The following is a 15,783-nucleotide window of genomic DNA, read 5'->3' as shown; positions in this document are numbered from 1 at the left end:
AAAGAAAACGGCCCCGGAGCAAGAAGCTCCGAGGCCGTTGTCATGTGCCCATCGTGGGCGTCACCGAGTTCAGATTCACCATCACGTCGCGCCGGACACCGTGCTTCACGAAGTCCTGGATGATACGAGCCAGCGCGGCCCCAAGCAGTCCGATGAGTGGCAGGTGGAGCCCACCCTCGCAGGTGGCCTGGCCGGCCTGATCCTCGGCGTCCGGGACGAAGCGCTCATCCCAGCGCACCAGTCCGAACGTGCCATCGCCTGAGAGTGCTCCGTGGACGAGCGCCTTGCCTGCTTGACGCGCATACTCACTGAGCACCTGCCGACTCTCCCGGTTGTCGAAGCAGTCGACGAGCAGGTCCGCCCCGCCACATAGCGTCGCTACATTGTCTCGGGTGAGTCGCACGCCGAAGGACTCGGCCTTCACGCCGTGCAGGTTGAGGAGCTGGAGCTTCAGCGCCTCCGCCTTGTTCTTCCCCACCGAGGGCTTCACATAGGCCTGCGCGAGCAGGTTCTTGGATTCCACCCGGTCGAAGTCGATGAAGGCCAGCGTGGCCTCCAGGTTGCGGCACAACACAGCCGCTGTGGAGCCGATGGCTCCCACTCCACAGAAGATGATGCGCATGGGAGCCATCTCCGTCAGGCGCCGAAGGGAACCTTCGGACGCAGGTAGATGCGGTCCGCGCCGTGCGGCCCGCGGAAGCGGTCCACGACGTAGTTCTGGAAGGCGTCATCCCGCAGGTGGGCCAGGTGAATCCCCGGAACACCACCGGAACGCACGACCTCCACCGCGATGCGCCGCACGTCCGCGTCCGACACGTGGCCGTCCAGCTCCACCGGCATGTCCGCGGACATTCCGTCATAGGTGATGTTGAGGGTCGTCATCGCCATCGCATCCTTTCACCTGGAGCGAAGCCACGGAGCGCGGTCGGTCCAGGCGCCTGCGGACGCAGGACTCCTGACTTCCTGACATCTGGGGCCTGCTTGTCGAACTCGAGGCGAGCAGGCGGGTATGCTCCGCGCCCATGAAATGGATCCTTCCTGGCTTCAGAGCAGCGCTATCCCTCATGGCTCTCCTCGGCATTGCGCTCGGGGGGTGCTACGGCGAGGACCCTCCTCCGGCTCCAGCTTCGCACGAGAGCGTGTCGGTCAAGTTCGACATCACCGTTCCAGACTATACCCCCTGCGGCGCCACGGTCGCAGTCGTTGGTAACGCCCCCGCCCTGGGAGACGGGAAGGCTCCGGGCCTCGTCTTGACGCGTGACGTGGACGGCCACTTCCGGGGCACCGCCGAGGTGCCTGCTCGGAAGGTCCTTCGCTACAACATCGTGCTCAGAGGCCCCGACGCGCAGGAGCCCGTCTCGGCCCACACCTACACCGTCGAGGACCGTGCGAGCGTCGAGCTCCAGCGGACCGTCAGCCGCTGGTCCGTGGGCGCCGACGAGTCCGAGACTCCCATCTCTTTCGACGTGGCTGTTCCGGCCAGTACGCCTGCGGGGGCCGAGATCTGGATCTCGGGCAACCAGCCGGAGCTGGGCAACTGGAACGGCGCCGGGGTGAAGCTGGCGAAGGCTGCCTCCGGTAACCGTTATTACGCGTGTGTGGACTTCGCCAAGGGCGCCAACCTGGAGTTCAAGGTCACCCGCGGTTCCTGGGACACGGTGGAGAAGGATCCCAAGGGTGGGGAGATCGACAACCACCTCCATGCCGTGGCCGCGCCCGCCAGGGTTGAGGTCCAGGTCGGGAGCTGGCGTGACCAGGGCCCGGTCAATCCGCAGCCGGACACGATCACCGGCACTGTCGCCTACCACGACATCGATGGCTCCTCCCTGGGACTCAAGAACCGCAAGCTCATCGTCTGGCTGCCGCCTCACTACGACACCGATACGAGCCGCGAGTACCCCGTGCTTTACATGCACGATGGGCAGAACCTGATGAACGCCAGGACGGCTTCCTTCGGCGTCGAGTGGGGCGTGGACGAGACGGCTCAGCGGCTCATCGAGGCCGGGGAGATGGAACCCATCATCATCGTGGGCGTCTACAACACCGACGATCGCATCCCTGAGTACACGCAGGTTCCCACCGCTCAGTACGGGGGTGGCAAGGCCGATGATTACGGGCGCTTGCTCGTGGAGAGGGTCAAGCCACTCATCGACATCACCTACCGGACGAAGGAGGGGCCTGAGTTCACAGGGCTTGCTGGTTCGTCGCTGGGAGGGCTCGTGTCCATGTACTTTGGAATGAAGCACTCGGACACCTTTACACGGCTCGGCGTCGTCTCGCCCTCGGTGTGGTGGGCGGATCGCGACATCGTCACGCGCGTCAACAACCTCGCGGACAAGCTGGCGCTGCGCATCTGGTTGGACATTGGAACCAACGAAGAGGGCACCGCAGCGGAGTCCCAGAAGACCGTAGAAGATACGCGAGTGCTGCGGGACGCACTCGTCTCCAAGGGTTGGGTGCTGGATACCGACCTCGAGTACGTCGAGGCCGAGGGCGCCAGGCACAATGAGGCGGCCTGGGCGGCTCGGACCGAGCAGATCCTCGAGTTCCTGTACCCGCCTGTGCCTTGAGCTGGCGCGGTATCGAACAAGCAGGGCATGACGGAGGCTCGCACGCCTGGCAGGCTGGCTGGTGCGAGCCTCTGATGCCGGTGACGCTCTGGCTCAAGGGGGACGCTGCTCCGGAGCAAAAGCCAGCAGCACGGCCCACGGACGCTCCTGAGAGTTTGTCTCCAGAGACGCCGCTGTGCTGCGCCCGCTGTGGTCACGTCATTACCCGCGAGCGTCACCGCACCACCATCAACGGAAGGCATAGCCACACCCGCGTCAACCCCTCCGGCTTCGTCTTCCTCTTTGGATGCTTCGCCGAGGCAGAGGGCTGCATCCGGACAGGCCCACCTACCTCCGAGGACTCCTGGTTTGCAGGCTACGCCTGGGAGTACGCCCATTGCGGTGCCTGCCATGCCCATCTCGGATGGGCCTTTCTCGGGGACGGGAGTTTCTTCGGGCTCATCCTGGACCGTCTCTCGGCTCCGCACTGAAGTCTTCGCTTCCTGAACTGCCCGGTTTCGTGCCTGGCATCTGAGCGACCGTCCATGCACTACGCACCAGGTAGGTCATGCCATGCGTGACCTGATGGGTATAGATTGGGTGCAGATGGGTGGTGCATGGAACTCAAACCTCTGCATGGCTGGGATGTCACGCCCCAGGAAGCCGTGGCTCTTCAGAACTCTCTTCGTGAGCGGTTGGTGCTCCGTCCGCCGGCGGGATGGCGGGTATCTCGGGTCACCGGCGCGGACATCTCCACGGAGCGTGGGAACGACATGGGCTTTGGGGGCTTCGTCGTTCTCGACGCGGAATCACTCGCTCCCGTAGCCCAGGAAGGAGCCGCCGTCCCGCTCCGATTCCCTTATGTGCCTGGGCTGCTCTCCTTTCGGGAACTGCCGGTGCTTGCCGCTGCCTGGAGGAAGTTGGCGCAGGCGCCGGATCTGATCGTCTTCGATGGGCAGGGGATTGCCCATCCGCGCCGCCTGGGATTGGCCTGCCATGGCGGGCTGCTCTTTGGAGTGCCCTCCATTGGGTGCGCAAAGTCGCTCCTGGTGGGGACTCATGGACCCTTGGGGGAAGAGCGCGGTGCGACGGCCGAGATCCGGCACCGAGGCGAGGTGGTCGGTATGGCTGTCAGGACTCGACGCGGCGTCAGCCCGGTCTACGTTTCCCCTGGTCACTTGATGGACCTCCCAACTGCCGTGGAGTGGGTCCTGCGCTTGAGTCCTCGCTTTCGCGAGCCGGAGACGACCCGTCGTGCCCATCGCCTCGTCAATGCTCTGCGCAGAGAGTCTCATGGACCTCCGCTCTCCACAGCGGCAGCCCTGTCTTGACCCAAGTTCACCCTCACGCCGTGCTCGACGCCATCCGGGAGCAGATCAGCGAAGGGGAAGTCGAGCAGGTCATGGAGCAGCTTCCCGCCGATCCGCGCGACCTCTTGCGGCCGGTCGTGCAGGGCAGGGGCCGACCGCCAAGAGACTCCAGAAATGAAGAGCGCCACCACTCCAGGTTTCCCTGGAATGGTGGCGCCTTTGTGGCTCAAGCCACCTTCAGCAGCGGCGTCCGCATCACCCGCTCGACCCAGCCGGACTGGCTGGCGCCAGGAGCCGTCGGCGCGTCCATCAGCGCCTTGAGCACCCGCGGGACCTGGTACGGGTCCGCGAACTGATCCACCGACACCTCGCTGAACGGCACCCGGAGCTGCCCCGCGCACGTCCGCACGGTGTTGCCCCGCGTGCTCGCCACGCTCACCAACAGCGCCATCGCCGCCGGCGTGTAGCCGCAGTCGCGGAAGACGCGGGCGAACTGGTCACCCGCCTCGCCCGCCTCGTCACCCACCACGATGACGATGAGCTTCGCCTCCGCCGGCACCTTCACGCCGTCCCGGTGCAACGCGTGCACCGCGGCAGCGTGCGTCGTACCGCCCGACGCCTTGATGCCCTGCAGCATGTGCTGCACCGCCATGCGGCTGGACGCCTTCGGCTTGAGCACCGTGCCCACCGTGTCGAACGACGCGATGTGCAGCTTGTCCATCGGGAAGCCCGCGAGGATGCGCGCCAGCGCCTCCTTGGACTGCTCGATGGCGCCCTCCATGGAGCCGGACTTGTCGATGAGGAACATCACCCTCACGTCCGCCTCCGCGGTTGCCTCCGCCACGGCCTGCCGAGCCGCGTTGTCGCTCGCCTCCTCGAGCTTCTCGCGCAGCTCCTTGCTCCGCACGTTCTTCACGATGTGCAGTGCCCGCTGGTCGGTCGCCGACTGCACGGCCTTCTCCCAGCGCGCCCGGATGGTCGGCTCCGACAGCAGGCCCAGCTCCTCCAGCGTCGGCGTCATCATCCGCAAGTCACGGTCGGACAGCGACGGCAGCAGCGCCACCATGATGGCCGGCGTGAGCCCCACGTCCTTCGGCAGCCGACCCACCACCTCCTTGTAGGAGAGGCGATCGGTCTCGATCCACTCGCAGATCTCCGCCTCGGAGAGGCCGTCGAAGCGCTCGCGCTTGATCAGCTGCAGCCCCTCGAGGCCCACCGCTCGGTGGCCCCCCGCGGACTGCTTCTGCTTCCAGCCGAGCACCTCGAAGAACGCCTGCGACTCCGGCTTGTAGCCGGCCTTGCGGGCGAGCCTCTTCAGCGTCTCCTTGTAGCCGGCCTTCACCAGACCCTCGAGCATGGGCAGGTTCTTCTCCCGCGCCTGGAGCCACTTGTGCGCCACGCGCTTCCACCGACCCATCGGAGGCCGCTTCGAGCCCGGGTCACCGAACCCGGCCTCCCGGTTGAGGCGTGCGATCTCCGGCGTCTCGAGCAGCTCGGCCACCCGCAGCACCGCCTTGGGCGTCAGCATGCGCGTGGACTTGCGCTCGTAGTGGAGGATCATCGCCTCACCGATGGCCCGGTGGTCGTCGTCGTAGAAGGCGACGCTGCCGTCGTTCTCGCGCACGGGCTGGCCCGCGTGCCCCTGCACCAGCATCAGCGCGCAGGTGGCCACCTTCAGGTCACGCCAGTCCGTCTGCGTGAGCGCGTAGGACGCGAAGTGCGCCATCAGGTCCGTGTTGAGCTTGTAGATGTCCAGGATCTGCCGGTACAGCTTCACCGCCGCCGGCACGAAGAGTCCCGGGCTCACCCGCTTCGCCTGAGGCGAGACCACCGCCTTGCCGCGGGGCGCCGGCTGCCAGGTGCCGTTGACATCCAGGCCGGGCCGGTTGTGCCACAGGTGCGCGGAGCCGTTGAGCACGAGCTCGAGCAGTCGCTCGGCGGGCCCGCGCTGCGCCTCCGGAATCATCGGGGTGTTCTGCTGCGTCGTCATGGTCCCCTCCGGGATCGTGCTGCGGGTGAGACAGATGGAGCGGGCGCTGCGAGCAGTACCCGCCTCGGGTTGAAGTGAGGTGAAGAGGTGAAAGGGAAAGGTGCGCCCGAGTGGCGAAGCCTCGAGACCCTGAGAAGGGCAGTGCTCTACCTGGCTGAGCTACGGGGCCATGGAGTGGCCCCGGCGGGAGTTGAACCCGCGACCTCTGCATTGCTTGTAGGGCCTCGCCGGACGGGCGCGAGATCGATGAAGAGTACGGCTCAGGAGAAGACGGAGACGTCCCCGTGGATCGGGAACAGTGCCACGTCCTTGCCACCCCGGTACGACTGCCGCGCGGGTACCGAGACGAGCTCCCAGGATGGGAGCACCACCGCCGTCAGTGAGCGGCCGTACACACAGCCCGTGTCGATGCCGACCGCGTGCTCGGTGACGAGCGGCTTGTCGAAGACCGTGTGGCCGAAGATCACCCGCTCGGGGCCCTTCCAGTAGTGCGTCCAGAACCGGTGTGTCGCTGGCGCCTTGGAGGGCCAGAAGCTCTTGGTCTCCGGTGGATGGATGCACTGGGCGTGAAGCAGGTGGTACGGGTCCTGGCCCTGGATGGGCTTTCCGGGCATCACGCCGGCATGCACCACGATGGCGTTGTGCTCGGGCAGGCGGATGTAGAGCGGCAGCCGGGAGAAGTAGTCCAGGTGCTCCGGATCGAGAACCCGACGCGTTTCCAGGTGGTCCGGCGACAGGCGGTCGTCCGGGCGGCGGCGCTGCTGAAGGTGCTTCTCCTCGTGATTCCCCTGGATGGCTTCGTAGCGCATGGCCAGCTCCACGCACTCGCGGCGCTTGGGGCCTCGGTCGACGAGGTCGCCCGCGAAGATGACGCGGTCGCTGGAGGTGGCGCCCACCTTGTCGAGCAGCTCGATGGCCTCGTCGTAACAGCCATGGAGGTCGCCAATGACGATGGTGCGGGGAGACATGGGACAACACCTCAAAGGTATGAGCGCCCGAGTGAGGAAGCCATGAATGCGCTGAATTTACGGTTCAGTGTCGGGACCGCCCGACGGCACCCGCATTGGAGGAGAGCGGGTGGGTGGAGTCGAACCACCTTGCTTGTAAGGCCTCTTCGGCCAGGCACTCGAAAATCGTTGGCGGCAGGGACGCCCCCTCACCCCATTCCTGACGTCGGGTTTTCCGCCCGCTTTTCCCCAGAGCAGGCTGCCAGGCACACCTTGGAGGTGCCTCCCGGATTCTGTCAGGAAGCCTGAATTGGCCCGTCCCTCCTTCCGACGCACCCCTACCTGTCCGTTCAGAGGTGATGGGGGAGCGCGTCATCGGAGGATGCCTGCGGATGCCATCGTGGTACCTTGCCGAGCCGTGGATGCGAGCCCACCCCTTCAGGTGGGTAAGCCTTGAACCCCTCGGCGCAACCAGGTTCCTCCGGTGTACGACCAGCTCACGGATGACGAATTGTTCGCGGAAGTGGCCCGGCGCCGCTCCGCTGGCGAGCCCTTCAGCAACCCCCTCGGTACGCTCGTTCAGCGCTGGAGCCGCCCAGCCAAATACGTCATCGGCAAGATCCAGGCCAGCTATGGCCGTGGCTCGCCCGCGGATGCGGACGAGCTCTTCCAGGACGCGGTGGGGAAGTTCATCGACCGAGGCCTGGAGCAGTTCCGCGGCGTCTCCGAGCACATGCCCGGAAAGGCCGCTTCCCCCAAGACGTTCTTCCTGCGCATCGTCAAGCACGTCGCCATCGACTTCTACCGGCGGCAGCGCGAGGACCTGGCCCCTGCGCCCAGCGACCCCGATGACGTCATGGAGGAGCCTCCTTCCGAGGTGGCTCGCGCCGTGGAGACGGCTCGTCGCACCACCGAGCGCACGGAGGCTCAAGAGCTTTACTGGGCTGCATTCGCCCGGCTCCAGAAGGAGCACCCCAAGGAGGCTGGAGCGTGGGAGCTGTACCACCACCAGGACGTGGAGGATCACGAGGAATGCGCCCGTCTCCTGCAGATAACCGTGGTGAACTCCTACAAGCGCGTCAGTCGCGCGCAGGCCTACCTCAGGCTGTACCTGCTCGAGTTGAAGCAGGTAGCAGCCGAGGAGGTGGAGTGAGCCCTCGAATTTCCCCCCGTTTCTGGCGAGGTTCTCGATGAGCGACGCACTCTCCCGTTATCAGTCCCGGCAGCATCAGCTCGCAGGTTCCTCCTCCTCCGTTGGAGGTACGCTCGAAGCGGCTGGAGCTCTCCTCCGTCGGAGCTCTCGCGTCGGAACCGAAGGGGTAGAGCCAGCACTGCGCTCGTTGACTCGACCTCAGATCGAGACATGGCTCCAGAGCCTCAAACCCGCGGAGCTGAGGGCCACGCTCCTCAAGGCCGCCGAAGAAGCAGTGGAAGTCGCGCTAGGGGAGGGGGGGGAGGAGTCCGAGTTGTGGCGCAGTTCGGCCATGGAGGGATTGAGCGCTCGAGATCGCGCCGCCTCCGCGGCCCGCGCCCTCGGACAGTGGGAAGCGCTCCATGGACCTCTCGAGGGAATGGCGGCGCAACGCAGGACCGAGTTTCTCCAAGCTCTCGGGAAGATGGATGCCGCGCTCCGCGCGAGGGCCCGCTGGTTCATCCCCTTGAACCCGCACCGCAGAGAAGAGCGCGACATGCTCGATCCCAACGAGCGAGTGCAGGCCTGGTGGTTCTCAGCCCGGGCCGATTGTGATGACCTGGTGGCCACCTGGACGCAGCAGCCCCGGTCCCTCTCTCCCCACCTTCAGAGCTGTGCCGAATGTCGCGCGGATCTCGCGGACACCGCGGTCGTCGATCAGCCGCCGCGCCGGCACCTGACCACCGAGGAGCTCTGGAGCTTCGATCTCGGAACCATGTCCGCCGACGAGCGTGCCCGCGTGGATGCGCATACCGCGAGCTGCTCGGACTGTGCCCAGGCCGTCCTGGCGCTCGAAGAGGGAGACTCCGCCATCGACGAGGCCCTGGAGATGGAGGCCGAGGGCGCTGGCGCCTCCGCGGCACGCACCTCCCGAGCTCCCGTGCCACGTCGGCCCGGTGCTCGTCACCCCGAGCAGCGTGAGGTTCTGGAGGAGCGGCGCGACTTCCGTGTGCTCCTCGTTCGTGAGCGCCAGCGTGTGAGGCTCCTGGTGCAGCCGCTCTCCGGTCGCTCCGTCACCGCCGCGGTGTTCCTCACTCCCGGCAAGCCTTCGCTCAAGCCCAGCCAGGGCCCCGAGGGCATCTCCTTCGAGCTCGGTGCCGAGGCCGGCGGCGCGCGCTCGGCTCACCTCACCGTTCAAGCGGGCGGCGAGACCCTGGAGCGCGACTTCTCCTACTGAGAGATGTTCGTCCCCGCCCGCATCGCGTCCCGGGGCGTCATCGGAGGCAGCGGCGGCGGTAGTCCTCCCGGTGGCTTCGCCCGGCGGAAGCCGTTACCCAGGAAGGCCAAGGCCAGCTGAGTTGGCCGTGGTTCGCTGCTGAGCGCCGCTCCGCACACGTCGAGCCGATCGGTCTTCCGCAGGCCCTCGACTCGCTCGTAACGGAAGCAGTTGAGGTCATCCTTGTAGTCCGTGACGCGCTGCAGGTCGCGCTCGTAGATGCCCCACTTCATGGTGAGCCGATCCGGATCCAGCTGGATGCGCACCGGATCGATGCCCCAGGTGCCCTCGATCAGCATTCGCGTCCCTGCTCGCTTCACCGTCAGGGCCAGCGGTCGGTGTTCGAACTCGCCACGCACCTCGTTGCCGTTCTCGGTGACCTCCTCATCGAGGATGTTCCTCCAGACGCCGTCCGCTCCCCGCGTGTAGCTCTTGTCCATGTTCACGCGGCCCAGGTTGAACCAGATCTCTCCCACCTTGCCCGTGGCGAGCTGTTTCTCGCGGGGCGTCGGAACCACCGCCGCGGCGTCCTCCAGTCCGTGAGGGCCACCCTTCGGCGCCGGCGGACGCGCGGCCAGCAGATCCGTCACCGGCACCGAGCGATCCACCACCTCGAAGCGCACCCCGTCCAGCCACGCCTGGCCCGTTCCGCTCAGCAGCAGCCCCGCCATGATCGCGGAGGACTCCGATGGCACGTCCAGCACCACGTCGTAACGCTTGCACCCCGTGGTCCCCGCCAACGCTCGGGACTGCATGTTGTCGAAGCCCAGCGGGTTCTTCGGATCAGAGCCTTCCACCCGCATCCACAGCCCCGCCCAGCCATCCACGTCCTTGACGCGCAGGGTGGCCGAGAAACGCAGCCGCTTGCCCCGGAAGTCCTGGGCGCCGAACGCCTGCATGAAGGTGCCGTAGCCCGTCGTCGTGTCCGTGCGCGAGCGCAGGAACGCGCTGCGCGTGCCCTCGCACGGCGACTTCGTGTCCACTCCCGCCTCGTACAGGTTGGGTGCGCTCTGCGTCACGAACCAGCCCACCGGCAGGTTCTTGGAGTCCCCCACCTTGGGCGAGATGGCCTCGTCCGCTCGGGCTACCGCCGCGCTCAGGACGAGCAGCGGCAGGAGCGCACGGAGATGTCTCATCCAGGAAGTCATGGCGCGCCTCCTCACAGCGACGCGGGCCGGGAGGGTAGCGCCCCCGAAGAAATCCCCAGGCTTCCCTCGTAGCGAGGAACCTCGCCCATCCCGAGCGGGTACTGCACGAGCAGCCCGCGGGCCGCCGCCGCCTCGGCGCACGACTCCTGGGTGGTCAGATCCGGACAGGCCACCACCGCGCTCGGCAGCTCCGCGGGCAGCTCCAGGACGAGCGACGTCGGGCCCGTGGGCGCCGGACGGGAGACCTGTCTCGGCTGCGCCACGACGAGCGCGAGCGCCGCGGCCGCCGCGAGGGCCGGTCCCACCACCAGCGCCGCCATGCGCCGGACCTGCCAGCGCGCCGGACGGATGACGTTGTCCTCTCGAGGCGCCGTGCTGGCTACTTCGCGCAGCTGCTCCTCCAGCATCGCCTCTTGCTGCAGCAGCCGGGCGCACGCGTCGCATACCAAGGTGTGCGCCTCGAGCTTGCGCTCAAGTTCCGGGTCCAGCGCACCCAGGATGTACTGCTCCGCGTCACTCGGAGTCAGGTGCGGTTCAGACATGTTTCTCCTCCTCGAGCGCGGAGCGCAGCTTCTTGCGCACCTCGCACAGGATCTGTCGCACGCGCTGGACGGACAGGCCGACGCGCGCCGCGACTTCGGCATGGGGAAGCTCCTGGCCATCACACGCCAGGAGGAACACACTGCGGGCGCTCTGCGAGCACCCCGCCAGGGCTTCATGCGCCCGCGACAGCTGCTCCTCGGACAACAGGCGCCGCTCCGCCGACACGGACGGATCCACCGGGTGCTGCCGCTCGGGCAGCTCCTCCACGTTGCCCGCAATGGCTTCGCGCCGGGCTCGCCGGGCATCGTCCGCGGCCAGGAAGGCCGCCTGGGTGAGCGCGAGGTTGGGCAGGCGCAGCTCCGTCAGCAGTCCACGCTGCTGTTGTTGGATGAGCCGCGTCCAGGCCTCCTGGGCGAGCTCGTGGGCCCGGTCCACCCGGATGCCCTTCGCCAGCAGCGATACCACGACCCGACGGTGGTGGCGCGCGATGAGCGCATCCCAGGCCCGCCGGTCTCCTGCCAAGGCCTTCTGGGAGAGGTCCTCCTCCCCCGCCTTGGCTCGCTCGGCAGGCTGCTCGGCGTCCTCTCGCTGTCGGCCAATCATCGGCAAGCCCTGCACAGCCGCTCCCACCATGGGTTCTTCCTATGTTTTCGGTGGTCTACCAGGCTCCAACTCCTCCCTGGCGCCTCCGAGAACGTCCGGTCCGCCCCTGCATATCGGACACGGTGGAAGAGGGTGTAGGTCAAGGTGGGCTCAGTTGACCGCGGGACTCTCGCCCGACGCCCAGGGGATTGTAGACAAACGGACGACACCCTGCGCCCGCGCACAGACGCGGTCCTCGGCGTCCAGCGCCCGGGCCGAGGCGAACAGGGTGTTCTTGCCGTAGGAGTCGATCTCCGCCTCGGCTCGGACGGCGTGGCCCGTGAGGGGGCGCTGGAAGCTCATGGAGAGCTGCAGGGTGGCGCAGCGCCGCGTGGGGTCCAGCAGCGCCGCCGTGCAGCCGATCGAGATATCGAAGAGGGCGGCGATGACTCCGCCGTTGATGGCCGAGGTGCCCAGGCCGCCGCGGTGCTCGGGGCCTACCTTGGGGATGGTGACGATGCACTTGCGGCCCTCGGAGAACGAGAGGCGCATGCCGAGGTGGCTCAGGGTGAGGCTCTGGTTGAACAGCTCCGCGAAGCGATCGAGCTGCTCCTGGGTGGGGCGGGACGGGGTGTCGGACATGGGCGACCACTCTATGCGAGAGCTTCGTGGCCCGGCGCCTGGAGCGAAGAGGGGCGTGCTCCCCGCGTTCCCAAGTCTGTCAGAGTCTTCGCGGGATGGCGACGCACGAGGGCCTCCCTTTCAAGGAGGCAATCGCCCGCACGCCGTGCAGAACCTCCTTCCCGGAGCGTGGAAAGGCGTTAGAAGAGAGGGTTTCCGTCCTCCAGAGCCGCCGTGAATCCGCACGAACAAGCCCTCCTCGAAGACCTCAACCCGCCCCAGAAGGAGGCCGTCCTTCATGGGGACGGTCCCCTGCTCGTCCTGTCGGGGGCCGGGAGTGGAAAGACGCGCGTCATCACCCGCCGCGTGGCCCACCTCGTCATGGTCCGCCGCGTCTTCCCCTGGCGCATCCTCGCCGTCACCTTCACCAACAAGGCCGCGCGCGAGATGCGCGAGCGCCTCACCCAGCTGCTGGGCGCCCAGGCCAATGAGCTGGTGGTCAGCACCTTCCACTCGTCCGCCGCGATGATCCTCCGCCGCGAGGCCGAGGCCGTGGGCCTCACTCGCAGCTTCGTCATCTATGACGATGGAGATCAGCTGGGACTCGTCAAGCGCGCCATGCGCGATGCTCGCGTCGAGCCCAGCATGCAGCCGCGTGAGATCCTCCACCGCATCGACCAGGAGAAGAACGCCGCCCGCATGCCCGAGGACATGCAGGTGGACGTGGATGACCTGCGCGGCATGGTGGTGAAGAAGGTGTACCAGGCCTATCAGCGCCTGCTGCGCGCGGCCAACGCCGTGGACTTCGGGGACCTGCTGCTGCTGCTCGTCACCCTGTTCCGCAAGCGCCCCGATGTGCTGGAGCGGTACCGCCACCGCTTCACCCACGTGCTCGTGGACGAGTTCCAGGACACCAACCCCGTCCAGTACGAGCTGCTGCGCCTGCTGGCGCCTCCCCCGAGCGCCAACCTCGTGGTGGTGGGCGATGATGACCAGTCCATCTACCGCTGGCGCGGGGCCAGCGTGGACAACATCCTCCGCTTCCCCGAGCAGTACCCCGGCGCCAGGGTCGTCAAGCTGGAGCAGAACTACCGCTCCGATCAGAACATCCTCGAGGCCGCGCACTCCGTCATCTCGAAGAACCGGCGGCGCATGCCCAAGAAGCTCTGGAGCGATCGGCCCCGGGGCCAGCACCTCCAGCTTCTCATCAACCGCGACGAGCGCGCCGAGGCCCAGGAGGTGGCCCGGCAGATCCATGCGCTGCAGCGCGAGGGCTTCATCAAGTACTCGGGGATGGCCGTCTTCTATCGCGCCAACGCCCAGAGCCGCGTGCTCGAAGAGGCCCTGCGCCTGGCTCGCGTGCCGTACACGCTGGTCAGTGGTCGCAGCTTCTATGATCGCGCCGAGGTCCGCGACGCCGCCGCCTACCTGCGCCTGATGGTCAACCCGCGCTCCGATGCGGACCTGCTGCGCGTCATCAACACTCCGGCCCGCGGCATCGGTGACACCACCGTGGAGCGCCTCTCGGACTACGCCGACCAGCAGGGCATCAGCCTCTTCGAGGCCATCTCCCGCCCCGAGCGCATCCCCGCGCTCAATGCCGCCGCCGCTCGCCGCCTCGCGGGCTTCCACGCGCTGGTGTCATCGCTGAACTCCTTCGCCCAGGAGGCCAAGGATGCCGCGAGCGCCGTGGACCAGATGCTCCAGGAGACCAAGCTCGTGGAGTCGCTCACCGCCGAGGGCAGTGACGAGTCCCTCACCCGCGCGGAGAACCTTCGCGAGTTCCTCGGCGCCTCGCAGGAGTTCGATCTGAATCGCGTGGCCGCCGCGGTGGCTGCCGCGTCTGCGGCGCCAGCTGAAGGTGCCGAGCCCCCGCCGCCCGAGCTGGAGGCGGCATCCCTCACCGCCGAGGTCCCCCCGCTCCAGGCCTTCCTGGAGCAGATCAGCCTCGTGGGCGAGGCGGATGCCGAGGTGGGGGAGGGCCGTGTGGCGCTGATGACGCTGCACGCGGCCAAGGGTCTCGAGTTCGATGCCGTGTTCCTCACCGGCATGGAGGACAACGTCTTCCCCCACTCGCGCTCCCTCGCCGTCGAGGACCCCGAGGATGGCGAGGAGATGGCCGAGGAGCGACGCCTCTGCTACGTGGGCTTCACTCGCGCTCGGAAGCGGCTCTTCATCAGCTTCGCGCAGTGCCGTTCCCTCTTCGGAGAGCTGCGCTACAACCCTCCCTCGCGCTTCCTGCGCGACGTGCCGCCCACTCTCTTTGGCATCGAGCCCGAGGCCCAGGAGGTCCAGCGGCCCGCTCCCTCACCCGTGGCGCCTCGCCGCCGCCCTTCTCATGACGACGGTGATGGTCCTCGCATCGATCGTTCCTACTCCCAGGCCCCGGACATGGACGGCATGGGCGGAGATGTGCGCGGGATGCGCGTGCGTCACGAGCAGTTCGGTGTGGGTCGCGTCATCTCCGCCGACGGCACTGGCCCCAACGCCAAGGTGACGGTCGAGTTCGGCGGCAGTGTGGGCCTCAAGCGCGTCATCGCCCGCTTCCTCATGCCGGGCTGAGCGCCTCGTCTGGTCGTGGAAGCCGCGATCAGGTCGGTGGCGCCGAGGAGGAGACCTCGGGCGCCAGTGCCGAGGCTCCCGCCAACCGAGGCCTCAACGCCCCCCCGCCGATCCGGCGCGCCAGCAGGTGGGCAGGGCGCTCCACCAGCCGATAGAAGATGTAGGCCTGCACGAGGACGGAGCCCAGTCTCACGGCCCAGCTGAAGAAGTAGCCCAGGTTTGGCACCTGCAAGAGTGCGTAGACCATCAGCGCCAGCGGGTGCGTCAGGTAGAGGGAGTAGCTCCAGGCTCCCGCTCGCTCGAGCCACTCCGAGGGAGCGTTGCGCTGGCAGGCGGCGATCTCCCGAGCCAGATAGGCGACCACCGCGATGGCGAAGAAGTTCAGCGTGTACTGGTACTTCAGCGGGCTGTGGAAGCGCAGGCCACTGAGGAGGACGGTCAGCCCGTAGATGCCCAGGCGCCAGAGCCAGATCTCCCGGGTCGACGGCTCGGGCCGGGCTTCCGCTCCCGAGTGCATCCGCGCCGCCAGCCAGCAGCCAGCAGGGCAGCCCCAGCGCCCAGTTCAGCTTCAGCCCGTACACCGCGTAGTTGCCGTACTCGTTGGGCTGCGTCACCACCACCGCCGCCGCGAGCACGAACGCCGCCACCACCAGCCTCGTGAAGCCGAAGCGCCGCGCCAGCGGCAGGATCACCGGATAGAGCGCGTAGTAGATGATCTCCGCGAACAGGCTCCACAGGATCGAGTCGTTGAAGTCGAGCAGCCGCACCCCCAACGCCACGCTCCCTCCCACCGCCACGAAGAGCGGTAGGCAGATGCGCAGCAGTCGGCGGCCCAGGAACTCTCCGACCTTGAGCGGCCTGCCGTCCCGGTAGGGCCAGTGGATGCAGAAGCCCGAGAGCACGAAGAAGACGATGACCGCCGCGGGCCCGTTGTAGAGGTTGTTGACCAGCCCGTTCACCAGCCACACCAGCCGGTGCGACGATGGATCCGCTCCCGCCATGAGCGGCGGATGCACCCCGTGGCCCAGCACCACGAGCAGCGCGCAGATGAAGCGCAGGCTGTCCAGCCCGGCCACTCGCTCCTTCTGGATCCCTTCCTGCTGACTCATCTCTGCCCGTCCGA

The 15,783-nt window shown here is 67.4% G+C and carries 14 protein-coding genes and 1 pseudogene; 5 read left to right on the top strand and 10 right to left on the bottom strand.

Translation table 11 applies throughout. The features are described 5' to 3' along the window. Window positions 1–40 precede the first annotated feature (40 nt). Both KY572_RS07185 and KY572_RS07180 read right to left on the bottom strand, forming a co-directional pair. Complete coding sequence (locus tag KY572_RS07185) at window positions 41–622, bottom strand: HesA/MoeB/ThiF family protein (RefSeq protein ID WP_224241681.1); 582 nt, start codon at window positions 620–622, stop codon at window positions 41–43. Window positions 623–636: 14 nt separating this feature from the next. Further along, window positions 637–882, bottom strand: coding sequence for a hypothetical protein (locus KY572_RS07180; RefSeq protein WP_224241679.1), 246 nt, complete (start codon window positions 880–882; stop codon window positions 637–639). 257 nt (window positions 883–1,139) lie between these two features. Here KY572_RS07180 and KY572_RS07175 point away from each other — a divergent pair, with 257 nt between their 5' ends. Continuing rightward, window positions 1,140–2,570, top strand: a complete 1,431-nt coding sequence (locus KY572_RS07175) for an alpha/beta hydrolase-fold protein (protein ID WP_224241677.1) — start codon at window positions 1,140–1,142, stop codon at window positions 2,568–2,570. Window positions 2,571–3,166: 596 nt separating this feature from the next. Then, entirely contained in the window at window positions 3,167–3,880 is a 714-nt protein-coding gene (locus tag KY572_RS07170) for an endonuclease V (RefSeq protein WP_224241675.1), read from the top strand. Between the two features lie 205 nt (window positions 3,881–4,085). Here KY572_RS07170 and KY572_RS07165 read toward each other — a convergent pair whose 3' ends face one another. After that, window positions 4,086–5,849, bottom strand: coding sequence for a vWA domain-containing protein (locus KY572_RS07165; protein WP_224241673.1), 1,764 nt, complete (start codon window positions 5,847–5,849; stop codon window positions 4,086–4,088). 260 nt (window positions 5,850–6,109) lie between these two features. Next, window positions 6,110–6,817 (bottom strand): metallophosphoesterase, encoded by a 708-nt coding sequence (locus KY572_RS07160; RefSeq protein ID WP_224241671.1) that lies wholly within the window; start codon window positions 6,815–6,817, stop codon window positions 6,110–6,112. A gap of 463 nt (window positions 6,818–7,280) precedes the next feature. Here KY572_RS07160 and KY572_RS07155 point away from each other — a divergent pair, with 463 nt between their 5' ends. Then, the gene (locus KY572_RS07155) at window positions 7,281–7,949 is read left to right on the top strand and encodes an RNA polymerase sigma factor (RefSeq protein WP_224241669.1); all 669 of its coding nucleotides are present in this window, start codon (window positions 7,281–7,283) and stop codon (window positions 7,947–7,949) included. 535 nt (window positions 7,950–8,484) lie between these two features. Then, window positions 8,485–9,165 (top strand): zf-HC2 domain-containing protein, encoded by a 681-nt coding sequence (locus KY572_RS07150; protein WP_224241668.1) that lies wholly within the window; start codon window positions 8,485–8,487, stop codon window positions 9,163–9,165. Here KY572_RS07150 and KY572_RS07145 read toward each other — a convergent pair. The 4 genes from KY572_RS07145 to KY572_RS07130 all read right to left on the bottom strand — a co-directional run bounded on the left by KY572_RS07145 (window position 9,159) and on the right by KY572_RS07130 (window position 12,119). After that, the gene (locus KY572_RS07145; RefSeq protein ID WP_224241666.1) at window positions 9,159–10,352 is read right to left on the bottom strand and encodes an AraC family transcriptional regulator; all 1,194 of its coding nucleotides are present in this window, start codon (window positions 10,350–10,352) and stop codon (window positions 9,159–9,161) included. The genes KY572_RS07150 and KY572_RS07145 overlap by 7 nt on opposite strands. Window positions 10,353–10,363: 11 nt before the next feature. After that, window positions 10,364–10,894, bottom strand: a complete 531-nt coding sequence (locus tag KY572_RS07140; RefSeq protein WP_224241664.1) for an anti-sigma factor — start codon at window positions 10,892–10,894, stop codon at window positions 10,364–10,366. Then, window positions 10,887–11,528 (bottom strand): RNA polymerase sigma factor, encoded by a 642-nt coding sequence (locus KY572_RS07135; RefSeq protein ID WP_224241662.1) that lies wholly within the window; start codon window positions 11,526–11,528, stop codon window positions 10,887–10,889. Before KY572_RS07135 ends, KY572_RS07140 begins: the two co-directional genes overlap by 8 nt. 120 nt (window positions 11,529–11,648) lie before the next feature. Then, window positions 11,649–12,119 (bottom strand): PaaI family thioesterase, encoded by a 471-nt coding sequence (locus KY572_RS07130; protein WP_224241661.1) that lies wholly within the window; start codon window positions 12,117–12,119, stop codon window positions 11,649–11,651. Window positions 12,120–12,332: 213 nt separating this feature from the next. On the opposite strand from KY572_RS07130, the gene KY572_RS07125 reads away from it, so the two are divergent. Continuing rightward, window positions 12,333–14,660 carry an ATP-dependent helicase gene (locus tag KY572_RS07125; protein WP_224241660.1) on the top strand — a complete coding sequence of 776 codons (2,328 nt, stop codon included), beginning with the start codon at window positions 12,333–12,335 and terminating at the stop codon, window positions 14,658–14,660. Window positions 14,661–14,688: 28 nt separating this feature from the next. On the opposite strand, the gene KY572_RS07120 is transcribed toward KY572_RS07125, so the two are convergent. Together KY572_RS07120 and KY572_RS48080 are read right to left on the bottom strand one after the other, a co-directional pair. Further along, window positions 14,689–15,177, bottom strand: coding sequence for an acyltransferase family protein (locus KY572_RS07120; protein ID WP_224242135.1), 489 nt, complete (start codon window positions 15,175–15,177; stop codon window positions 14,689–14,691). A gap of 43 nt (window positions 15,178–15,220) precedes the next feature. Beyond that, window positions 15,221–15,769, bottom strand: a pseudogene (locus KY572_RS48080) (acyltransferase family protein); the annotation flags it as partial. Between the last annotated feature and the right edge of the window lie 14 nt (window positions 15,770–15,783).

The sequence above is a fragment of the Hyalangium gracile genome (assembly GCF_020103725.1).
Taxonomy (GTDB): Bacteria; Myxococcota; Myxococcia; order Myxococcales; family Myxococcaceae; genus Hyalangium; species Hyalangium gracile.
This window is presented reverse-complemented; position numbering and strand designations above follow the sequence as displayed.

What these genes read in the sequence shown, in the direction of transcription:
- KY572_RS07165 (WP_224241673.1), bottom strand. Translation starts at nt 5,849, where the DNA reads ATGACGACGCAGCAGAACACCCCGATGATTCCGGAGGCGCAGCGCGGG.
- KY572_RS07185 (WP_224241681.1), bottom strand. Translation starts at nt 622, where the DNA reads ATGCGCATCATCTTCTGTGGAGTGGGAGCCATCGGCTCCACAGCGGCT.
- KY572_RS07145 (WP_224241666.1), bottom strand. Translation starts at nt 10,352, where the DNA reads ATGACTTCCTGGATGAGACATCTCCGTGCGCTCCTGCCGCTGCTCGTC.
- KY572_RS07180 (WP_224241679.1), bottom strand. Translation starts at nt 882, where the DNA reads ATGACGACCCTCAACATCACCTATGACGGAATGTCCGCGGACATGCCG.
- KY572_RS07140 (WP_224241664.1), bottom strand. Translation starts at nt 10,894, where the DNA reads ATGTCTGAACCGCACCTGACTCCGAGTGACGCGGAGCAGTACATCCTG.
- KY572_RS07150 (WP_224241668.1), top strand. Translation starts at nt 8,485, where the DNA reads ATGCTCGATCCCAACGAGCGAGTGCAGGCCTGGTGGTTCTCAGCCCGG.
- KY572_RS07130 (WP_224241661.1), bottom strand. Translation starts at nt 12,119, where the DNA reads ATGTCCGACACCCCGTCCCGCCCCACCCAGGAGCAGCTCGATCGCTTC.
- KY572_RS07170 (WP_224241675.1), top strand. Translation starts at nt 3,167, where the DNA reads ATGGAACTCAAACCTCTGCATGGCTGGGATGTCACGCCCCAGGAAGCC.
- KY572_RS07135 (WP_224241662.1), bottom strand. Translation starts at nt 11,528, where the DNA reads ATGGTGGGAGCGGCTGTGCAGGGCTTGCCGATGATTGGCCGACAGCGA.
- KY572_RS07160 (WP_224241671.1), bottom strand. Translation starts at nt 6,817, where the DNA reads ATGTCTCCCCGCACCATCGTCATTGGCGACCTCCATGGCTGTTACGAC.
- KY572_RS07120 (WP_224242135.1), bottom strand. Translation starts at nt 15,177, where the DNA reads ATGCACTCGGGAGCGGAAGCCCGGCCCGAGCCGTCGACCCGGGAGATC.